Origin of the sequence: Vibrio sp. 10N.261.51.F12, assembly GCF_041471725.1 — a bacterium.
In the GTDB taxonomy this organism is placed as follows: domain Bacteria; phylum Pseudomonadota; class Gammaproteobacteria; order Enterobacterales; family Vibrionaceae; genus Vibrio.
Window position 1 is genome coordinate 9,217 of record NZ_JBFROV010000028.1, and the last position, 18,885, is coordinate 28,101.

Annotated in this window: 22 protein-coding genes and 1 tRNA gene; 10 read left to right on the top strand and 13 right to left on the bottom strand. The window is 44.8% G+C overall.

What is annotated here, in order from left to right:
• Positions 1-53: 53 nt before the first annotated feature.
• Genes minE through minC form a run of 3 tightly spaced genes read right to left on the bottom strand, consistent with a single transcriptional unit; the run spans position 54 to position 1,814 of the window.
• A complete protein-coding gene (gene minE, locus AB4405_RS16130) occupies positions 54-317 on the bottom strand; it encodes a cell division topological specificity factor MinE (RefSeq protein WP_102470796.1) in 264 nt (87 codons plus the stop codon).
• 3 nt (positions 318-320) lie between these two features.
• Positions 321-1,133, bottom strand: a complete 813-nt coding sequence (gene minD, locus AB4405_RS16135) for a septum site-determining protein MinD (protein WP_102470797.1) — start codon at positions 1,131-1,133, stop codon at positions 321-323.
• A gap of 18 nt (positions 1,134-1,151) precedes the next feature.
• Positions 1,152-1,814, bottom strand: coding sequence for a septum site-determining protein MinC (gene minC, locus AB4405_RS16140; protein WP_372061830.1), 663 nt, complete (start codon positions 1,812-1,814; stop codon positions 1,152-1,154).
• A 179-nt stretch (positions 1,815-1,993) separates the two neighbouring features.
• On the opposite strand from minC, the gene AB4405_RS16145 reads away from it, so the two are divergent.
• Together AB4405_RS16145 and AB4405_RS16150 are read left to right on the top strand one after the other, a co-directional pair.
• Positions 1,994-2,269 carry a YcgL domain-containing protein gene (locus tag AB4405_RS16145; protein ID WP_102470799.1) on the top strand — a complete coding sequence of 92 codons (276 nt, stop codon included), beginning with the start codon at positions 1,994-1,996 and terminating at the stop codon, positions 2,267-2,269.
• 289 nt (positions 2,270-2,558) lie between these two features.
• On the top strand, positions 2,559-3,536 hold the full coding sequence (locus AB4405_RS16150; RefSeq protein WP_372061832.1) for a lytic transglycosylase domain-containing protein: 978 nt from the start codon (positions 2,559-2,561) through the stop codon (positions 3,534-3,536).
• An 88-nt stretch (positions 3,537-3,624) separates the two neighbouring features.
• Here the strand turns inward: AB4405_RS16150 and AB4405_RS16155 are convergent, their stop codons facing one another.
• From AB4405_RS16155 to folD, 3 genes are all read right to left on the bottom strand, one after another.
• Positions 3,625-3,876: an HPr family phosphocarrier protein gene (locus AB4405_RS16155; protein WP_372061833.1), complete on the bottom strand. Its 252-nt coding sequence runs from the start codon at positions 3,874-3,876 to the stop codon at positions 3,625-3,627.
• 286 nt (positions 3,877-4,162) lie between these two features.
• A complete protein-coding gene (locus tag AB4405_RS16160; RefSeq protein ID WP_372061834.1) occupies positions 4,163-5,188 on the bottom strand; it encodes an MBL fold metallo-hydrolase in 1,026 nt (341 codons plus the stop codon).
• Between the two features lie 462 nt (positions 5,189-5,650).
• A complete protein-coding gene (gene folD / locus AB4405_RS16165) occupies positions 5,651-6,514 on the bottom strand; it encodes a bifunctional methylenetetrahydrofolate dehydrogenase/methenyltetrahydrofolate cyclohydrolase FolD (RefSeq protein WP_102470803.1) in 864 nt (287 codons plus the stop codon).
• Between the two features lie 205 nt (positions 6,515-6,719).
• Between folD and AB4405_RS16170 the strand changes: the two genes are divergently transcribed.
• From AB4405_RS16170 to AB4405_RS16180, 3 genes are all read left to right on the top strand, one after another.
• A tRNA-Arg gene (locus AB4405_RS16170) sits at positions 6,720-6,796 on the top strand.
• A 153-nt stretch (positions 6,797-6,949) separates the two neighbouring features.
• Positions 6,950-8,149 (top strand): DEAD/DEAH box helicase, encoded by a 1,200-nt coding sequence (locus AB4405_RS16175; RefSeq protein WP_102470804.1) that lies wholly within the window; start codon positions 6,950-6,952, stop codon positions 8,147-8,149.
• A gap of 201 nt (positions 8,150-8,350) precedes the next feature.
• Positions 8,351-8,674: a hypothetical protein gene (locus AB4405_RS16180; protein ID WP_372061836.1), complete on the top strand. Its 324-nt coding sequence runs from the start codon at positions 8,351-8,353 to the stop codon at positions 8,672-8,674.
• A gap of 59 nt (positions 8,675-8,733) precedes the next feature.
• On the opposite strand, the gene AB4405_RS16185 is transcribed toward AB4405_RS16180, so the two are convergent.
• From AB4405_RS16185 to AB4405_RS16205, 5 genes are all read right to left on the bottom strand, one after another.
• Positions 8,734-9,186, bottom strand: coding sequence for an NfeD family protein (locus AB4405_RS16185; RefSeq protein WP_102470806.1), 453 nt, complete (start codon positions 9,184-9,186; stop codon positions 8,734-8,736).
• Entirely contained in the window at positions 9,183-10,115 is a 933-nt protein-coding gene (locus AB4405_RS16190) for an SPFH domain-containing protein (protein WP_372061837.1), read from the bottom strand. The genes AB4405_RS16185 and AB4405_RS16190 overlap by 4 nt, the downstream gene beginning before the upstream one ends.
• A gap of 173 nt (positions 10,116-10,288) precedes the next feature.
• Positions 10,289-11,143, bottom strand: a complete 855-nt coding sequence (locus AB4405_RS16195) for a co-chaperone YbbN (RefSeq protein ID WP_102470808.1) — start codon at positions 11,141-11,143, stop codon at positions 10,289-10,291.
• Positions 11,144-11,518: 375 nt separating this feature from the next.
• Complete coding sequence (locus tag AB4405_RS16200; RefSeq protein ID WP_372061838.1) at positions 11,519-12,346, bottom strand: SDR family oxidoreductase; 828 nt, start codon at positions 12,344-12,346, stop codon at positions 11,519-11,521.
• 67 nt (positions 12,347-12,413) lie between these two features.
• Positions 12,414-13,328: a TIGR01777 family oxidoreductase gene (locus AB4405_RS16205; protein ID WP_372061839.1), complete on the bottom strand. Its 915-nt coding sequence runs from the start codon at positions 13,326-13,328 to the stop codon at positions 12,414-12,416.
• 265 nt (positions 13,329-13,593) lie between these two features.
• Here AB4405_RS16205 and AB4405_RS16210 point away from each other — a divergent pair, with 265 nt between their 5' ends.
• From AB4405_RS16210 to yfcE, 5 genes are read left to right on the top strand one after another with little or no spacing between them, the layout of a single operon-like run.
• Positions 13,594-14,298, top strand: a complete 705-nt coding sequence (locus tag AB4405_RS16210) for a DUF1538 family protein (protein ID WP_372061847.1) — start codon at positions 13,594-13,596, stop codon at positions 14,296-14,298.
• Positions 14,295-15,104, top strand: coding sequence for a DUF1538 domain-containing protein (locus AB4405_RS16215; protein WP_102470812.1), 810 nt, complete (start codon positions 14,295-14,297; stop codon positions 15,102-15,104). Before AB4405_RS16210 ends, AB4405_RS16215 begins: the two co-directional genes overlap by 4 nt.
• Entirely contained in the window at positions 15,094-15,444 is a 351-nt protein-coding gene (locus tag AB4405_RS16220) for a P-II family nitrogen regulator (protein WP_102470813.1), read from the top strand. Before AB4405_RS16215 ends, AB4405_RS16220 begins: the two co-directional genes overlap by 11 nt.
• Positions 15,441-15,845, top strand: coding sequence for a CBS domain-containing protein (locus AB4405_RS16225; RefSeq protein WP_102470814.1), 405 nt, complete (start codon positions 15,441-15,443; stop codon positions 15,843-15,845). Before AB4405_RS16220 ends, AB4405_RS16225 begins: the two co-directional genes overlap by 4 nt.
• Positions 15,846-15,895: 50 nt before the next feature.
• Complete coding sequence (gene yfcE / locus AB4405_RS16230; protein WP_372061841.1) at positions 15,896-16,441, top strand: phosphodiesterase; 546 nt, start codon at positions 15,896-15,898, stop codon at positions 16,439-16,441.
• Between the two features lie 99 nt (positions 16,442-16,540).
• Here the strand turns inward: yfcE and crr are convergent, their stop codons facing one another.
• Positions 16,541-17,050, bottom strand: coding sequence for a PTS glucose transporter subunit IIA (gene crr, locus AB4405_RS16235; RefSeq protein WP_102470816.1), 510 nt, complete (start codon positions 17,048-17,050; stop codon positions 16,541-16,543).
• Between the two features lie 41 nt (positions 17,051-17,091).
• Positions 17,092-18,819, bottom strand: coding sequence for a phosphoenolpyruvate-protein phosphotransferase PtsI (ptsI, locus tag AB4405_RS16240; protein WP_102470817.1), 1,728 nt, complete (start codon positions 18,817-18,819; stop codon positions 17,092-17,094).
• Between the last annotated feature and the right edge of the window lie 66 nt (positions 18,820-18,885).

Below are 18,885 nucleotides of genomic sequence, written 5' to 3' on the forward strand. Positions count from 1 at the left end.
GATTACGCCTTTTTATTTGTCTATGAATTGAGCATCGCGCTAAAAGAGGGGAGCTACCTTTCGTCTTCTGGCAGTTGAACGTTCAATTCTAGGACTGAAATATCGTCATCTTTATGCTCAAAAGAAAGATCCACCATCGACGGGTCAATATCGACGTATTTAGCAATGACATTAAGAATGTCTTCTTTCAATTGCGGTAAATAAGAGGGTGATGGTGAGCCTTCACTGCGACGTTCAGCCACAATGATCTGCAAACGCTCTTTTGCTAAGTTTGCGGAATTTTTTTTCTGTGGGCGGAAAAATTCAAGTAGTGACATGCATTAACCCCCAAATAAACGTTTGAAAATACCTTTCTTTTGCTCCGTTAGGAAGCGGAAGTCCACCTGCTCTCCTAATAAGCGCTCAACCGTGTCATTATAGGCCAATCCGGCATCTGACTCATTATCGAAAATGACAGGTACACCTTTATTTGAGGCATTAAGGACAGCTTGGCTCTCCGGAATAACCCCTAATAAAGAAATATGTAGGATTTCTTCTACATCCTCCACCGACAGCATTTCGCCTTGATTCACGCGCGTTGGGTTATAGCGGGTTAGCAACAAGTGTTGCTTCACTGGCTCAAGGCTTTCTTCTGCACGGCGTGATTTTGAATCTAAGATACCCAGGATTCGATCTGAATCTCGAACCGATGACACTTCTGGGTTCGTCGTCACGATGGCTTCATCAGCAAAATACAGCGCCATCAACGCGCCCTGTTCGATTCCTGCGGGTGAATCACAAATGACAAAATCAAAACCCATTTCATCGAGGTCGTCGAGTACTCGACGCACGCCATCACGTGTTAATGCATCCTTGTCACGCGTCTGGGATGCGGGAAGGATGAAGAGGTTATCCGTGCGTTTGTCTTTGATTAGTGCCTGATTTAGCGTTGCTTCGCCGTTAATGACATTGACGAAGTCATAGACGACGCGACGTTCACAGCCCATGATGAGGTCAAGGTTACGCAAACCTATATCAAAATCGATCACTGCCGTTTTCTTGCCTTTTAGCGCTAAACCAGAGGCAATTGCGGCACTAGATGTGGTCTTACCGACGCCACCTTTTCCTGACGTTACAACAATAATGCGGGCCATTATTCGTATTCCTTTTTTTTATATCGTAAGAATGTCAAAGCTGAGGGTGTCGTTGGTCATACCAAACATTACTTTTTTTCCCCAGTATTCACTTTCAATCTGTTCGCTGAGCCAGTAATTTCCAGCAATGGAGACCAGCTCGGCTTGTAAATCGTTACACAGAATCTTCGCTTCAGTAGAGCCGCTTGCTCCGGCGATGGCGCGTCCTCGTAATGTGCCATGGATGTGTATTGTGCCATCAGCAATCACTTCAGCGCCTGCGCTCACATGGCTTAAAATAACCAGGTCGCCATTTTTGGCGTAAATTTGCTGCCCGGAACGAACGGGGCTACGAACTATTTTAGTCGGCTCCATTTGTGCGGGTGCTTTCGCGGGTGCTTTACTGGCCGTCATAATCGCAAAGCCTGCTTCAGAGGCTCGATTCTGTGTTCGCTTATCTTGGCAACCTGTCACGCCAACAGGGATCATTCCCGCTTCTTCAATACCTAATTTTAGGTCGAGAAAGTGGATATCGCCGTGGACTTGGCTGATATTTAATACAACGGGGGCAGCCGCAAAAAATGTGGGTGCTTGCTGGACTTTATCTTGCAGAAATTGAACTGCTTTAGACACATCGTTGTCAGAAAGATGCAACACCGATAAAGTGAAGCTACTGCCTTTCAAATCAGGGGATGGTGACATTGATGATCAATTCCTTGTGCCAATGACATTGCTTTAGGTTAGGCTAATCATGTTATATTTCAACACTAAAGACAGCAAGCTATCTTGCTCGCAAATAGATAATTTACTGTCAATTTCGATTAAACATACCGTATCGCCTTTTTATAGGTGAAAAGTACGGTGATAAAAGAGACATACCAATGCTTTGTTCAATTTATAAAAGTGCTAAAAAAGAAGGGGCTTACCTCTACATCACCAAAAAAGATGACTTTTCACAGGTTCCTGACGCTCTACTGGAAATGTTCGGAAGACCAACACTTGTTATGGTTGTAAAGTTGGATGGCCGCACGCTAGCGCAGGTTGATATTGAAAAAGTAAAAAAAGCGCTTGTCGAAGATGGTTTTTTCTTACAAGTGCCGCCACCAAAAGAGAACCTACTGGAGCAATACAAAGCTCAGAAAGCAAAAAACAAATAGATGATATTGGTTTAACAGGATGAGGTCCGCATCCGTTATGCTGGCCACGGAGGCGATAGCGGTAACCAAGAACGTTGCCGGGACCAAAAAGATAACGGTGACCGAGAAGATAAAGACTCAACAACCCGTCATCGAAAGTAAATACAAACAGCAGAAAATACTAAAACTAGAACCATGAGTACCAAGCATTTGTTTATGAAAGCAGGGGCTGATAATCAGGTTTTAGAACCAATAGGTTTGTGAAAAGCCAAACGTCAGGAAGAAGTGAAGACGCTCTGGGGAGGGCACTTTGAAGAGAATGTTGTCAGTTGTGTTGGGGGTAAGCTTATCAGCGAGCGTCCTAGCGTCAGAAAAGGAAAGTTTTGAAGACTATGTTGAGGGCTTGAAGCAAGAAGCTAAATCACTTGGCATCTCAGATCAGATACTCACCGAGGCCTTTAAAGGCGTTGAATTCAAACCAAGAGCCGTTACGGCCGATCGCAATCAACCAGAGAAAAAACTCACGCTTGATGAATATATTCCTCGCGCGGTTCCTGACTGGAAAGTGAAGAAGGCCAAAGAATTACATAGTCAGTACTACTCAGAGTTGAAAGCGGTAGCTGATGAATACGGCGTCCAGTCACGGTTTATCGTTGCGCTTTGGGGGGTTGAAAGTAATTTCGGTACTTACACAGGAAATTATCGCGTCATTGATGCACTCTCAACACTGGCGTATGAGGGGCGTCGAGAGGCGTTCTTCCGTAAAGAAGCCTTAGCAGCGTTAACCATTCTAGAGGAAGGACACATTGCGCCTGACAAGATGAAAGGGTCGTGGGCGGGTGCCATGGGCCAGAGTCAGTTTATGCCAAGTTCATTCCTTAGCTTTGCCGCTGACGGTAATGGTGACGGAAAGAAAGATATTTGGAATACGGAAGCGGATGTTTTCGCCTCAACGGCTAACTACCTTGCGCAATCGGGGTGGAATGACGATTATACTTGGGGGCGCCAGGTTAAGGTTCCGCATGGTATTTCTCCGGATCTTCAAGGACGAGAAGCAGAAAAGGGTAAGTATCTTCAAGAGTGGAGTAAATTAGGTGTGACACGCTATGACGGGCAGCCATTACCTCAACTTGATGAAGATGTGAAAGCTTGGCTAATTATGCCGGATGAAGAAAATGGGCGAGTATACTTGGTGTACAACAACTACAACGTGTTAATGAAGTGGAATCGTTCGTACTATTTTGCACTTGCCGTCAGTCATCTCGCTGATCGAATCGCAATGGATTAAACCTGTAAGCTAGCGAATAAGGTCTTAAGGTCACCATGATATTAAGACCTTTTTTATTGGCGTAAACTATAGAGTTGGTACTAGCTTACTAGCCAGTGACACCTTCTAAAAACCGCGTCAGTTCATCAACGGCTTGTCGGTTGGATGATTGGACGGTCACTTCTGTGCCTTTCACTAATTCTAAGGTTTGGATCTTAAATAGATTTTTGGCGGTAGCGGTTTTTCCTTTAGAGACAATTTCTACATCTTCGGCATATTTCTTTGCTTCTTTAACAAACATAGCGGCTGGGCGTGTATGAAGTCCGCTTTCTGCGGTAATGACGGCGCTTTTCTTGAACATACCTTTTTCCTCGTGATTGAATGAGTATTCCTATTTGCCCTAGTGTTAACTATGTACAAAGCGCAATACTGTGACCAAGGTAAAAGATGGCAATTGTCAAACATTCCCGACGTGAAAATTGAGAGTCAATTTGAATTATTGCCTTGATTTATAAGTACTATCGTTATACGCCATAGGCTATGACCGAATGCCATACACCACGTAGAGTCATGCCGTTCACTGTGAACCATCACGGCTAACTCGAACTTATCTTTTGGTGAAACCTCATGATAGGTGATGAGTAAGATTACGATTCCCACCACGTCCCGGGTGTTGGGGCTATCCCTAACTCGGATAGGACGATCTTAGCGCCAATCTTCGGACAAATCATGTTAATGCCTTGTCGTTTAGCTTCTTGTTGGGCGCGTTTAAGTGGTTCATTCCAGGCGTGGTAAGACAAGTCGAAGGTTGAGTTGTGGATGGGTAGCATGTAGCGACCTTTGACATCCAAATGTGCCTGTACACTTTGCTCTGGAAACATATGGATACTCGCCCACTTTTCGTCATAGGCACCGGTTTCCATGAGGGTAAGATCAAAGGGGCCAAACCGATCGCCAATGTCTTTGAAGCCGCTAAAGTAGCCAGAGTCGCCACTGAAATAAATATTTGCGCCTGATGCTTGAATGATCCAACTCCCCCATAGCGAGGTGTCTCGCGCTTTGTACGACCGACCAGAAAAATGCTGGGCCGGAGCAAAAACAAAACGGATAGTGCCGATGGTGTGTGATTGCCACCAGTTAAATTCAGTCACCTTATATGATGGCACGCCCCATTCGAGGAGGTGTCCGCCTACTCGCGCAGGCACAATAAAGCGGGTGACCTTGTGGTGAATTTGCTTGATCGTTGATTTGTCTAAGTGATCATAATGATCGTGGCTAATCATGCAGATGTCGATGGTTGGAAGATCCGCGATAGAAATAGGCAATGCATGGCATCGCTTGGGACCAGCCCAATCGAGTGGGGAAGCTCGCTCAGTCATTACTGGGTCTGTTAACAAGATTTTCCCGTCTAGCTTCATCAATACGGTTGAGTGGCCGAGCCGAAAGACACAGTCTTGTTTCTCTTGGTCAATGTCGTGTTGGGAAAGGGAGTCTATTGGAATGTTGGGCGCATGGATATTGAGAAGGTTATCGATATTCAGGTAAGAACGTAGGGTAGTGACTTTGTCTTTAAATGTAGGGGTATAGAGCGTTTCAGTGTTCGTGAATCGACTCGGTTTCGAATCACTAGAAAACAAAAACGCTTTCACGCTTTGTGACATAAAAGCAGGCATACGTGATGTCCTATTAATTAAAGTAACATCCTTAGTGTTGTATGGCTTGGTGACAATTAGATGTGACTACAGCGAAACAAATATGTAGATAAAATGACCAGATTGAAATAAATGCCGCTATAAATACAGGGAAAGAGGTCATCCCGTCGGTGATTGAATTTGTGTTCTTATGGCGCTAACACGGCTTTATTATTGATTCACCACGCGGATTATATTCACAGCACTGATTATGGTTTGCACTAGGTACTGAGCTTTATCTTCTTGAGCAAAAAAAGCTTAGGTTAATGAATTTGGTGTGAAATGGGGTTTCGCATGTTAGTAGAAGTGTCATGAGCATGAAAAGAGGAATAGATAGGTTTTCAGGGGGGGAGGAAGTGAGTGCTGAGCATTGCTCAAGAGAGTGCAGGTCTTAGGTAGTATAATAACCCGCACTCTTTTTTACTTTATTAGTACAACGCTTGGCTATTTTTTACTGGTGTGGAACTGCTCACAAGCGATCATTGTATTCTCAATCAGGCTAGCGACAGTCATCGGACCCACACCACCTGGTACCGGCGTGATAAAGCTCGCGTTTGTTCTAGCTACGTCGTATTCGACATCGCCGACAAGTTTGCCATCGTCCATGCGATTGATGCCGACATCGACCACGACGGCCCCTTTTTTGATCCAGTTACCTGGAATAAAGTTAGGCTTACCAACGGCAACCACAACAATATCAGCCTGACGAACATGCCCTTCTAGATCTTTAGTGAAGCGATGACATGTGGTTGTGGTACAGCCTGCAAGTAATAGTTCAAGGGTCATTGGGCGACCAACAATATTTGATGCACCAACCACAACGGCATGTTTGCCACGCATTTGGATATTGTAGCGATCCAATAGGGTGATGATGCCTTTTGGTGTGCAAGAGCGAAGCTTAGGCATACGTTGTGCTAGGCGGCCGACATTGTATGGGTGGAAGCCGTCTACGTCTTTCTCTGGGATAATACGCTCTAGGACGCGAGTGTCATCAATGCCAGCAGGAAGTGGTAACTGCACCAAAATACCGTCGACTTCTGGGTCGTTATTTAGCGTATCAATCAAGGCTAATAATTCTTCTTGCTTCGCGGTTGCAGGAAGATCAAAAGATTTCGAGACAAATCCGACTTCTTCACAAGCTCGGCGTTTGCTTCCCACGTAAACTTGAGAAGCAGGATCTTCACCCACAAGGACAACCGCTAGGCCGGGCGCTCTTAGGCCTGCGTCTGTACGAGCTTTAACTCGAGCTGCGACTTCAGAGCGGACAGTTTGAGAGATCAGTTTCCCATCGATGTTTTGAGCAGTCATAATTTTCCTTGAGAAAGTTAATTGGCTGTTATTTTTGTGTGCATTGTCCCAGAAAAGTATTTCAAAAGCCAGAAAGCAAACGTTTGCTTCGTTTAAAATCTCATCTTCCACCTACAGGTTGTATTTTTTTTGGGCATTTGAATCACAAAGAGTAAGAAAGCCATTGATTTACCGAGTTCATCTCGTATAATCCTTTCCCTGTAGCGCGCCCTTAGCTCAGCTGGATAGAGCACGTCCCTTCTAAGGATGTGGTCGTAGGTTCGAATCCTACAGGGCGCGCCAACTATTTAGAAACCCCTGATAGCTCATTGAGTTATCAGGGGTTTTGCTTTTTCTACGATATATAATGTATCTGCTACACTATCACCATCTTATTGCGCGTCATTCATCACGCGTTATTGTTAGCGCGTCATCGACACTATGAGAGACTCTTTTATGCCGTTTACCAAGCTTGGGCTCAGTACCCCACTACTGAATGCGATTGAAAAGGTGGGTTATGACAAGCCAACCACGATTCAGACTAAAGCCATTCCTATCATTTTAAATGGCGATAACCTTCTTGCGGCGGCGCAAACCGGCACCGGTAAAACGGCGAGCTTTGTCCTGCCGATTTTAGAAAAACTGAGCCGTGGTGAGACACAGCGTAAAAAGCGCGCTCGTGCGTTGATATTGACGCCTACACGTGAGCTTGCTCAGCAGGTTCATCAAAGCATTGAAACCTACGGTCAAGAGCTGTCTCTTAAGTCGATGGCGATGTATGGCGGCGTGGATTATGCTCCGCAGAAACAAGCGTTAATTGAGGGTGTCGACATTGTTGTGGCGACACCGGGTCGTTTGCTCGACTTATATGGACAACATGCAATACACCTGGATGAAGTTGAATGTCTGGTGTTAGATGAAGCCGATAAGATGCTTGATATGGGCTTTATTGAAGCCATTAATAAGATCATCGCTCGTGTTCCTGAAAACGCGCAAACCTTATTATTCTCAGCCACACTGTCTAATCCGGTACGCGAGCTTGCACGAAGCGCGATTGATAATCCGTCAGAGATCAGTATTGCCAAACACAGCGCATCTAAAGGTAACATCAAGCAATGGATTGTGACGGTGGATAAAGACATCAAATCGTCATTGCTAAGCCATTTGTTGACGGAAAACAGCTGGTCGCAAGCGCTGATTTTTATCGAAACCAAGCATGGTGCCGCGAAATTGGTGAGTCAATTAGAGAAGCGTGGCATTGCCGCAGAAGCCTTTCATAGTGGGCGTAACCAAAAAGTACGCCAAAAGCTCATTGAAGACTTTAAGGCCGGTGATATTCAGTATTTGGTTTCGACGGGTGTGGCGGCGCGTGGTATCGATATCGAAAACCTGCCGATTGTTATCAACTACGATTTGCCATTCCCTGCCGATGAATACGTTCACCGTATCGGTCGTACAGGCCGTGCCGAAGCGGCTGGTGAAGCGTTGTCACTGGTATCGAGAGATAACTTTAAGAATCTGTGCATGATTGAAAGCCGTCTAGGGCACTTATTAGAGCGTGTCGAAATAGAAGGGTTTGAGCCGCGTCACCCCGTACCGGTATCCATTCTTAACTATGTACCTAAGCATAAGCGTAATAACGACGATAACCGCTAATCTCGGGTAGTCATCGATAATACGTATTAGGCAGTTTGTACATGAAAGACATCACTGTATAGACAACGAAAAACCTCTGATCGCTGATTAGAGGTTTTTTTCGTTTGTTTCGCCAATTCTCGAACAAATTTTACTAATCTAATAACAGTTTACTAGTCTAATAGCGATGGATAATTGTGGCGTGTAATAGTGGAGAGCGACGTGAGAAAGTGGTGCTTATTGGGTTTGTTATTTTTGGGGCCGTACTGCTACGGTGAAGCCTTTCCAGATTTCCCTGATGTGGTGGTGTGTGAAGTTGGTCAGCCTTATCGCAATGGAGCCATAACGTTATTTGCTGAGTATCAAGACCAAAACCGAGTCGTATTTTATCGAAGTATGGATGGTAAGCAGGTGATGAAAATCGATCGGAAGGGGTTGGTGAGTGCGCACAATAAAATGACCAAGAACAGCTGTCTTGGTCGCACGCTCAATGCCTTAATCGCCAAAGGAAAGGTGTTTGATTTTCAGGCAAGAGAAAAGAAATAAGCAGCGTCTTGAACGCTGCTTAAGATAGCATTGTCGGCATTATCTATTTATCGGTAGGGCTATTCGGCTTTTTCAATTAATAATGTGATGCCATCAACATCAATGACGCGCACCAGCGACCCTGAGGCGATAGGTTCGTCACTGTATGCGCTCCAAGAGGTATCTCCGAGTCTAATTCGGCACTTCCCTTTGGCAATATCTTGATCTAATACTGCGGTTTGACCAATCAATTGTTTGTCTTTTTGATTAAGGTCTCGGCTGTTGTCTGAATGACGATCGGTTTTATGTTGCTTGCGCCACCACAACCAAGTGAGCACCAGAGAAAAGACACCAAAGCTCACCCACTGGAGTTGCCAACTGATCGGTAAGAAGGCGACAAGGATACCAACGAGCATGGCAGAAATGCCAAGCCACAATAGGTATCCAGCAGTGCCAAGTAGCTCACCACACAGCAACAAGAGCCCGAAAGCGAGCCAGTGCCAGTAGTTAACTTGGTTTAGTAATTCAATCACGCGTTATCCTTGTTATCGGCTTTTGATTGATTAAACATTTCAGCGATGCCAGCAACAGAGCCCATCAAGCCAGTGGCCTCAAGCGGTAACATAATGATTTTACCATTTTCAGCTTGACCAATGGATTTGATCGCATCGGTGTAGCCTTGGGCAATAAAGTAATTGATTGCCTGCATATCACCTTGCGCAATCGCGTTTGAAACCATCTCAGTCGCTTTAGCTTCCGCTTCTGCTGCTCTTTCTCGCGCTTCTGCTTGAAGTATAGCCGCTTGTTTTTCCCCTTCAGCTTTTAAGATCTCAGATTGCTTGTGGCCTTCGGCTCTTAAAATCTGAGCTTGTCTCACCCCTTCAGCCTCAAGTACTTCGGCGCGTTTATTACGTTCTGCTTTCATCTGAGCATTCATTGCAGCGGTAAGATCGGCTGGTGGCTGTACATCACGAATTTCGATACGAGTGACTTTGACGCCCCATGAGTTTGTTGCGTCATCAACAATAGCCAGTAACTTGGTATTAATAGAGTCGCGCTGGCTGAGCATTTCATCAAGCTCCATCGAGCCAAGAACCGTACGCATATTTGTTAGGGTGAGGTTGCGGATCGCATGCTCAAGGTCGGTGATCTCATAAGCAGCCTTAGGCGCATCAATGACCTGGACGAAACAGACGGCATCAATGACTACGTTAGCGTTGTCTTTACTGATGACTTCTTGCGGTGGAATGTCCAACACGCGTTCCATCATGTTGACCTTGTTGCCGATGGAGTCTACGAACGGAATAATGAGGTTTAAGCCAGGCTTTAAGGTGTGGGTGTAACGCCCAAATCGCTCAACGGTCCAGTTATCACCTTGGGAAACCGTTTTGACACCTGCGACCAAAAATACGATCGCGACCAGAATAAAACCACCAATTGTAATCATTGCGTCAATCGCCATGACAGCACTCCTTGTATGAAATTTAATCCATTTTGGATCAGTATAGCAGCCAGCGCAAATAGAATAGTGTATTGGAGTGTATCTAGCGATTAGATGTAATTGTAAATAATATCAGACGTTTAATAAACAGGGAGGGCAATCCTCCCTATTCGCTTTAACAGGCAGGGGCGTGATTAGTACAGCAGTGAGTACAGCTGTCGGCGGTATTGACTCGCAATAGGGTTGCCTTGACCTAACGCAGACAAGATATCCATAAAGGTTTTTTTCAGTTCACCATCCAGCGCATTGAGATCGGCTCGAACGTGACTCCACAGGAGCTCTAAGGCTTCTTCATCACGGCTGACTTGGTGATACGCAAGTGCAAGCTCTACAACAACCTTTAGATCGTCAGGTGTTGTCTCAAGCGCAGCTTCAAGCGATTGGATCTCTGGGCTATCCGCTGCTTGTTTATGCAGCTCTAGTTTGGAGACTAAGGTTTTGTAGTAATTGTCTTTGTATTCGAGTGGAATACTATTGAGCATGGTTTCGGCTAAGTCAAACTGATTGGTTTCTAACAAACTGTTGGCGCGGGCAAGTTTAATCTCACCTTTGTTTTGAAAGTCTTCTGACAAGGTAGCAAACAGTGTCAGTGCTTCTTCATGTTCACCTTGCTGAGTTAGCTCCAATGCCTTTTGCGCCGTTAATTCATCTTGGCTTGGGAGATGCTTAGTGAGCATTGCGGTGATGGCTTCAAGAGGCTGAGGGCCACCGAGTCCGTCGACAGGCTGACCATTAACAAATAATGCAATCGTCGGTAGGGCTTGTACACCAAATTGGCCCGCAATGGCTTGCTGCTCTTCACAGTTTAATAACGCCAGCGTGTAAGCCCCATTGTATTGCTCGGTTAACGCTTTCAATGATGGAATCATTTGCACGCTTTCTTCACTCATCGGCGCCCAAAAATGAATGAGTACCGGCGTGGTCATTGAGCCTTCTAGCACTTGGCGGAAGTTTTGCTCGTTCAGGTCAACAATGTACGGTGCTTGCATCAAATAATCCTTGTTTGTTTTCACGTTAATTCTATAAGCAAGATTGGTATGAAAGGGGATAAATTCAAGGTCATCATGCAATTTAGCCGTGACGAGCAGAAACCAAAACACCGCACTATTCGTGCGGTGTTTGTGGAGTTCAATGGTTTGGCAGCTAAGGGTGTTTAAAACCAGACAAAATAAGCAAGTGTCATACCCACAGCGAGCCAGTTAAGCTGATTTAACGTCATATTGTTATATCCAGATTAATTGCTGCGAGCTATTGGATCTTAATTGATCCTATAGGATAGTCATCGTAACGTGGTGTACGGTAATCAGACTATATTGAGTAATATATCGATACTTTGTGACATTAAAATTACAAATGAACGATTTCTATGCAGCTTTTCGCAAGATAGGATCAAGCCACTTGCCTGGAAGTGTTCTTTTTAATAGGGCAAAGATCTTTGTTGGTGTGGTGACTCGGTAGCGAAGTTTGGGGGTTGCAGACTCAAGTGCATGAATAAGAGGTGCAAGGCAAGCTTCTGGTGGTAACACAAATTGGTTGTTGGATGTTGTGTCAGATAAGCGCTGAAGCTGTTGCTGGTACTCAAGTTTATGAACGCTTTTTTCGATATTGATCCATTTGAGAAAGGCGACTTTGGCATTGGTTCTAAATTGAGTTTCAATAGGGCCTGGCTCTATCAAAGCAATACTAATGTTTGACGGATGCAGCTCTAAGCGAAGGGTATCCGTCCACCCTTCGATAGCAAACTTGGAGGCGTTATAAGCACCACGATATCTCATGGCGGCAAAACCTAGCACAGAGCTGTTTTGAATAATTCGGCCTTCGTTATGCTGGCGCATGGCTGGCAAGACGAGTCTCACTAATTCATGCCAACCAAAAAAATTGGCTTCGAACTGTTCACGTAGCCCATCGGTGGGTAAGTCTTCTAACGCCCCAGGTTGTCCATAAGCACCATTGTTAAAGAGGCCATACAGTCGTCCTTCACATAGTGCTAAAGCCTTTTGGGCACCGAGCCGGATACTTTTGGGATTAGCGAGATCCAATTGAATGCAGGTAAGCCCTTCGTTTTGAAGGCGTTTAACATCTGATGATGCGCGACAAGAAGCGATGACATGATAGCCACGCTTATGAAGTTCGTGAGCCGCTGTATAGCCAATGCCAGTAGAGCATCCTGTTATTAATATTGCCTTTTTCATTTAATTGATAATACGTTAGTCCTTACGTGTGTTCACCATAACGATAACGTGAGGGCAGAGACAAGGGTTATCGGCTATTCATAAGAATATTTTTTAATGCCGGCTCAATATGTGGAAACGAAAAATTGAAGCCGATCTCGGTGAGCTTTGTTGGTTTTGCTCGTACACTATCAAATAAAAGGCAAGACGACTCCCCCATGGCGAGTTTGAGCACCCACTTCGGTGTCATCAAAATGTGCGGCCGTTTTAGTGTCTGTGCTAATGCTTTGCTAAACACCGCATTAGGAACGGCATGTGGTGAGCAAAAATTGTAAGGGCCTTGAGCGTGTGGGGTGTCTAGCAGATAGACAATGCCCCTAACCATATCCAAGATGTGTATCCATGGCAGATACTGTTTTCCATCGCCGATAGGACCACCGAGCCCTAATTTATACGGCAATAACATCTTGCCAAGTGCTCCGCCATTTTCTCCCAGGACAACGCCGGTTCTTAACAGGCATACGCGAGTTCGTTCTGACTTTGCACGCAATGCAATCTCTTCCCACTTTTCGCAAACGTTGTGGCTGAAAGAATCTTGATGAACCTGCAGGCTTTCATCAAAAGGGTGAGCTTGTTGATCCCCATAATAACCGACAGCCGAGCCGCTGATAACGATACTCGGTGGCTTAGTGCTAGCGTGAATCAGTGTGACTATTCGCTCTGTTATTTTCCAGCGACTGTCGCAGATACGTTGCTTTTGAGCGGCGCTCCAGCGTTTATCTGCTATCGGTTCACCCGCGAGATTAATGACCCCATCAAAGGTATTGAGGTCATCAAAGCCATCGAGTGTATCTAGATAGGTGATATTCCCTATATCAGTGTGATGAAGCGCTAATTTTGCCGCTTCTGTATTGCGAGTGATAACAGTGACCGTATGCGTTGTCAGGTGTTTGAGTAACTCTTTACCGATAAATCCGGTGCCGCCAGTCAATAGCAAATTCATTCGAGCTTCCCCATCATTTCTTAACCACTTGTTATCTATGAACGATCTAGTCATTTAATTAAATATAGCAATGAAACGAAGCAATTGACTAACAGAAATGACATTCCTTTCTGTTGTGAGAGATCACACATCAATGAGTAATTGTATGCAGATTGTCGTGATGCCAGTTTAGTCACATCTTCTTACATTTTTCTTTGCCATTCTAATCTTATAACAAGAAAACAAGGAGAATTGAGTGCAAGGATTAAAAGCTCTCATCTATGCCATGTTCAACAGCCTTAAAGATCTGTTGCCGATTGTTCTTGTTGTGCTTTTTTTTCAGCTCGTGGTTTTACAAGAACCACTTCCTAATGTCCTATCTATTCTTTTTGGCCTGCTACTTGTCGTCCTCGGGCTCACTTTTTTTGTGTTTGGTTTAGAGATGGGACTTTTTCCTATCGGGGAATCAATGGCTCAAGCGTTTGCGAGAAAAGGAAGTGTGTTCTGGCTCGTTGCGTTTGCATTTTGTTTAGGGTTTGGCACGACCATAGCAGAGCCTGCTCTGACGGCTGTCTCTGCTGAGGCCGCCGAGGTGGCCGCTGAAGGGGGGATGATTGCGATGACAGAAGAAGCGATGCAAGACTATGCCAACGGCTTGAGACTGTCAGTGGCCTTTTCCGTAGGGTTGGCGATTGTTCTTGGTGTGATCAGGATTTTAAAAGGCTGGCCAATACACTGGCTTATCATTGGTGGTTATGTGGGAGTGGTGGTACTTACCTGGTTTGCTCCTGAATACATTATTGGTGTGGCATATGACTCAGGAGGGGTCACTACGTCAACGATTACTGTGCCACTGGTAACGGCGTTAGGCGTCGGTCTAGCAAGCACAATCAAAGGCCGTAATCCGATGCTTGATGGCTTTGGTTTGATTGCGTTTGCATCATTACTTCCCATGATGTTTGTCATGGTCTACGGGATGGTATTGTCATGAATTTCATCACCGAATTCTTAATGACTCTATTGTCGACCATAAGAGATGTCACCCCCATCATGGTGATTATCTTTGGTTTCCAGTTTGCGGTATTGCGAAAGCCGATTGCTCATCCAATTCGAGTCGCTGCGGGTTTTGTTTATGTCATTGTAGGGCTTAGCCTTTTTCTCATTGGTCTTGAAAAAGCGCTATTTCCGCTGGGGGAAACCATGGCGATGCAGTTAACGGACACGACATTCCTTAACGAAGTCAAACTGTCTATTGGCGGCTCATTGCAATGGTTTGATTACTACTGGGTCTACCTATTTGCGTTTTGTATCGGTTTTAGTACCACAATTGCTGAGCCCTCTTTATTGGCCGTCGCGATTAAGGCCAATCAAGTTTCAGGTGGTTCAATTTCTGTGAATGGATTGAGAATCTCGGTGGCGCTCGGCGTGGCTATTGGCATTTCGTTAGGGAGCTATCGAATCGTGGTGGGGGATCCTATCCATTACTACATTATCGCAGGGTATATCTTGGTCGTGATACAAACCTTTTACGCCCCTAAGATGATTGTGCCCCTGGCTTATGATTCAGGGGGAGTCACCACCTCAACGGTCACTGTGCCTTTAGTGACTGCGTTAGGGTTGGGGTTAGCGTCAACGGTTCCAGGGAGAAACCCGATGATTGATGGCTTTGGGTTGATCGCTTTTGCCAGTTTATTCCCCATTATCTCAGTCATGGCCTATGCCCAAATAACCCATTGGTTAAATCAACGTGGGGTGGCGTCTCGTGCAACCTCAAAGGAGAAAGAAAATGCGCTTTAAGTTAATTCTCGCTTTTGTCGAAGACAGTAAAACAGATGGGGTATTAGACGCCGCCAGAGAGGCGGGCGCGACAGGAGCAACGGTGATTAATAACGCCAGAGGGGAGGGACTGAATAAGAAGCAAACCTTCTTCGGACTGACGCTTGAGGTTCAAAAAGATGTCTTATTATTTGTGGTTGAAGAGCATTTGTGTCGACATATCTTGGAAACCATCAGTGAAGTAGGAGAATTTGATCAAACCTCAGGGCAGGGCATTGCGATTCAAATTGATATTGAGGATGCGGTGGGGGTTGCCCATCAGGTAGAAACGCTAACGAAAGTAGTCGAGGATGAACTATGAGTGGACAACAGAAAATCTGCGTTCGGGATGTGATGGCAAATACCTATGTGATGGTTGATGGATTAAAAACGGTTCATGAAGGCATCGTATTGGCAAAAGAGCACCAAGTAAAAGCGCTTGTCGTGAACAAGCGGCATGATGATGATGAATATGGCATTGTACTTATGAATGATATTGCAAAAAAAGTGCTAGCCCAAAACCGCTCATCGCACCGCACTAATATTTACGAGATAATGACGAAGCCGGCGTTGTCTGTGGACCCTAATATGAACGTGAAATATTGTGCACGCTTGTTTGAACGATTTGGTATCAGTCGTGCGCCTGTCATTGAAGCGGGTAAGATTATAGGCATGGTCAGTTACAATAATATTGTCGTGAATGGTATGGCGCGTGACGAATAGCATGAAAAGTGGGTTACAATAGCCACATAAAGTGTGTTGGAGATAGACCCATGAAATTATTTTTTGCCTCAGATCTACATGGTAGCGTAGAGGCTACGCAGCGAGTGCTCGAAGCGTATCAAAAGTCTGGTGCGGCCAATCTTGTGATTCTGGGCGATGTGTTAAATCATGGCCCGAGAAACCCTGTACCTGATAGCTACCATCCCCCTAAAGTGGCTGAATTGCTCAACGCCCATGCGTCTGACATTATTGCCGTCCGTGGTAACTGTGACAGCGAAGTCGATCAAATGCTGCTTGATTTTCCAATGATGGCCGATTACGCGTGGGTAATACTGCCTTCGGGGCAGCGATTGTTTTTAACTCATGGTCATCTTTATAATGCAGCCAAGCGTCTCAAGCTAAAAAAAGGTGACGTGATTGTGCATGGTCATACCCATATCCCAGTTGCCGACTGGGACGAAGAACAAGTGATCTTTAATCCGGGTTCCATTACCTTTCCACGTGACGGGTATGCGGCGAGTTTTGGTTGGCTTGAAGACGAAACCTTGAGTGTTAAGACATTTGACGACGAGACGATTTGTTCGATTAAACTGTAATTAAGTAATTAAGTAATTAAGTAATTAAGTCAGCCAACTAAATGACAGACATAAAAAAACGCAGCCATTGGCTGCGTTTTTTTCGACGTATCTAAATAATTACTTAGTTACGCGTAGTACTGGTGTTTCACCAACAGTAACAGAACCAGAAAGCTTGTTCAGCTCTTTGATTTCGTCCATGTTAGAGATAACAACTGGAGTCAACGTTGATTTAGCTTTTTCTTCAAGAAGAGCTAGATCGAATTCGATAACCGTGTCACCAGCTTTCACTGATTGGCCTTCTTCAGCGATACGCTTGAAGCCTTCACCTTTCAGTTCAACAGTGTCGATACCGAAGTGTACGAATAGCTCAATGCCATCGTCAGATTCGATAGAGAACGCGTGGTTCGTTTCGAAGATCTTACCGATAGTACCGTTTACAGGAGCGACCATTTTGTCACCAGCTGGTTTGATAGCGATACCGTCACCAACAATTTTCTCAGCAAAAACGACATCTGGCACGTCTTCGATGTTTACGATCTCACCAGATAGTGGTGCGATGATTTCGATTGCACCAGCGTCAGCGCTGTCGTCAGATACTAGCTTCTTCAGTTTGTCAAAGAGACCCATGTTGTGCTCCTAAAGGTTTGATTTTATTCTGCTCAATTATATTAGCAGTTTGTCTTTTCTGCGATAAATTTTTCGACGTGCGCTTCAATTTCTGCAGCAGTCGCCATTTCTAGCGCTTCGTCCGCCATAGCTTTTACTTCTGCGAAGTTAGCGTTACGGATAACTTTCTTAACCTTAGGAATAGAAATACCGCTCATACTAAACTCATCTAGGCCCATGCCTAGTAGAAGTAGCGTCGCGCGTTCGTCGCCAGCAAGCTCGCCACACATACCCGTCCACTTACCTTCTTTATGAGAAGCGTCGATCACCTGTTTAATTACGGTTAATACCGCTGGTGATAGTGGGTTGTATAGGTGAGAAATTAGCTCGTTACCACGGTCTACTGCTAGAGTATACTGAGTTAAGTCGTTAGTACCAATACTAAAGAATGAAACTTCTTTAGCAAGGTGGTGAGCAATCGCTGCCGCAGCTGGTGTTTCAACCATGACACCGATTTCAATATCTTCATCAAACGCAATGTTTTCAGCACGAAGTTCTGCTTTATATTCTTCGATTGCTTTTTTCAGCTCACGAATTTCTTCAACAGAAATAATCATCGGGAACATGATGCGAAGCGTACCGTGTGCAGAAGCACGCAGGATACCACGAACCTGGTCACGAAGGATTTCACGACGATCCAAGCTGATACGCACTGCGCGCCAGCCAAGGAATGGATTCATTTCTTTTGGAAGATCCATGTACGGAAGGTCTTTATCACCACCAATATCCATAGTACGGATAATGATAGATTGACCATTCATCGCTTCAGCAACTTCTTTATACGCTTGATACTGCACTTCTTCATTTGGAAGAGAATCGCGGTCCATGAATAGGAATTCAGTACGATATAGACCCACACCTTCACCGCCGTTACGGATAATACCGTCACAGTCTTTTACGGTACCGATGTTGCCACAAACTTCTACACGGTGTCCGTCTAGAGTTTCAGCGTGTAAGTCTTTTAGTTTTGCTAGTTCTTCTTTTTCAGCGAAGAACGATTCACGGACTTGTTTCGCTTCAGCCAATTCAGCTTCAGAAGGATTGATGATGATCTTGTTGTTCATCGCATCCAACACCAACATGTCGCCGTTTTTCACTTGCTTCGTAATATCGTTAGTACCAACGATAGCCGGAAGCTCTAAAGAGCGAGCCATGATTGACGTATGTGAAGTACGGCCACCGATATCGCACGCAAATCCAAGAACATAATCAAGATTGATCTGCGCAGTTTCAGAAGGCGTTAGATCGTAAGCAACAAGAATAACTTGCTCATCGATATCGCTAAGTGAAACGATATTAATGCCTAGTGCATTTTTAACAAATCGAGTACCGATATCACGGATATCAGTGGCACGTTCTTTTAGATATTCATCATCTAAAGATTCAAGTGCACACGCTTGCTCTTCGATTACCGTGTAGATAGCGTAATCAGCTGACATTTTGTCTTTTTTGATGAGAGCTAAGATTTCGTCTTCTAGCTCTTCATCTTCAAGAAGCATAATGTGGCCTTCGAAGATGGCTTCTTTTTCTTCACCAAATGTCTCTAGTGCTTTTTGCTTAACAATCTCTAGCTGAGCTGAAGATTTGTTACGAGCGTCAAAGAAACATTGAACTTGAGCTTCAACTTGGTCATCAGAGATGGCTGTTTTGTTGAGAACAATTTCGTCTTCTTGAAGTAGTAATGCTTTACCAAACGCAATACCAGGAGATGCTAGGATGCCTGAAATCATAGCTTTACCTTAATGTGGTCAAATGTATAAAGAAAGGGTGACTTACTTTGCTATCACTAATGTGTA

Excerpts from the sequence above, each read along its gene's own strand:
- minE (WP_102470796.1), bottom strand. The coding sequence starts at position 317 with ATGTCACTACTTGAATTTTTCCGCCCACAGAAAAAAAATTCCGCAAAC.
- minD (WP_102470797.1), bottom strand. The coding sequence starts at position 1,133 with ATGGCCCGCATTATTGTTGTAACGTCAGGAAAAGGTGGCGTCGGTAAG.
- minC (WP_372061830.1), bottom strand. The coding sequence starts at position 1,814 with ATGTCACCATCCCCTGATTTGAAAGGCAGTAGCTTCACTTTATCGGTG.
- AB4405_RS16145 (WP_102470799.1), top strand. The coding sequence starts at position 1,994 with ATGCTTTGTTCAATTTATAAAAGTGCTAAAAAAGAAGGGGCTTACCTC.
- AB4405_RS16155 (WP_372061833.1), bottom strand. The coding sequence starts at position 3,876 with ATGTTCAAGAAAAGCGCCGTCATTACCGCAGAAAGCGGACTTCATACA.
- AB4405_RS16160 (WP_372061834.1), bottom strand. The coding sequence starts at position 5,188 with ATGCCTGCTTTTATGTCACAAAGCGTGAAAGCGTTTTTGTTTTCTAGT.
- folD (WP_102470803.1), bottom strand. The coding sequence starts at position 6,514 with ATGACTGCTCAAAACATCGATGGGAAACTGATCTCTCAAACTGTCCGC.
- AB4405_RS16175 (WP_102470804.1), top strand. The coding sequence starts at position 6,950 with ATGCCGTTTACCAAGCTTGGGCTCAGTACCCCACTACTGAATGCGATT.
- AB4405_RS16190 (WP_372061837.1), bottom strand. The coding sequence starts at position 10,115 with ATGGCGATTGACGCAATGATTACAATTGGTGGTTTTATTCTGGTCGCG.
- AB4405_RS16195 (WP_102470808.1), bottom strand. The coding sequence starts at position 11,143 with ATGCAAGCACCGTACATTGTTGACCTGAACGAGCAAAACTTCCGCCAA.
- AB4405_RS16200 (WP_372061838.1), bottom strand. The coding sequence starts at position 12,346 with ATGAAAAAGGCAATATTAATAACAGGATGCTCTACTGGCATTGGCTAT.
- AB4405_RS16205 (WP_372061839.1), bottom strand. The coding sequence starts at position 13,328 with ATGAATTTGCTATTGACTGGCGGCACCGGATTTATCGGTAAAGAGTTA.
- AB4405_RS16210 (WP_372061847.1), top strand. The coding sequence starts at position 13,594 with ATGTTCAACAGCCTTAAAGATCTGTTGCCGATTGTTCTTGTTGTGCTT.
- AB4405_RS16215 (WP_102470812.1), top strand. The coding sequence starts at position 14,295 with ATGAATTTCATCACCGAATTCTTAATGACTCTATTGTCGACCATAAGA.
- AB4405_RS16220 (WP_102470813.1), top strand. The coding sequence starts at position 15,094 with ATGCGCTTTAAGTTAATTCTCGCTTTTGTCGAAGACAGTAAAACAGAT.
- AB4405_RS16225 (WP_102470814.1), top strand. The coding sequence starts at position 15,441 with ATGAGTGGACAACAGAAAATCTGCGTTCGGGATGTGATGGCAAATACC.
- yfcE (WP_372061841.1), top strand. The coding sequence starts at position 15,896 with ATGAAATTATTTTTTGCCTCAGATCTACATGGTAGCGTAGAGGCTACG.
- crr (WP_102470816.1), bottom strand. The coding sequence starts at position 17,050 with ATGGGTCTCTTTGACAAACTGAAGAAGCTAGTATCTGACGACAGCGCT.
- ptsI (WP_102470817.1), bottom strand. The coding sequence starts at position 18,819 with ATGATTTCAGGCATCCTAGCATCTCCTGGTATTGCGTTTGGTAAAGCA.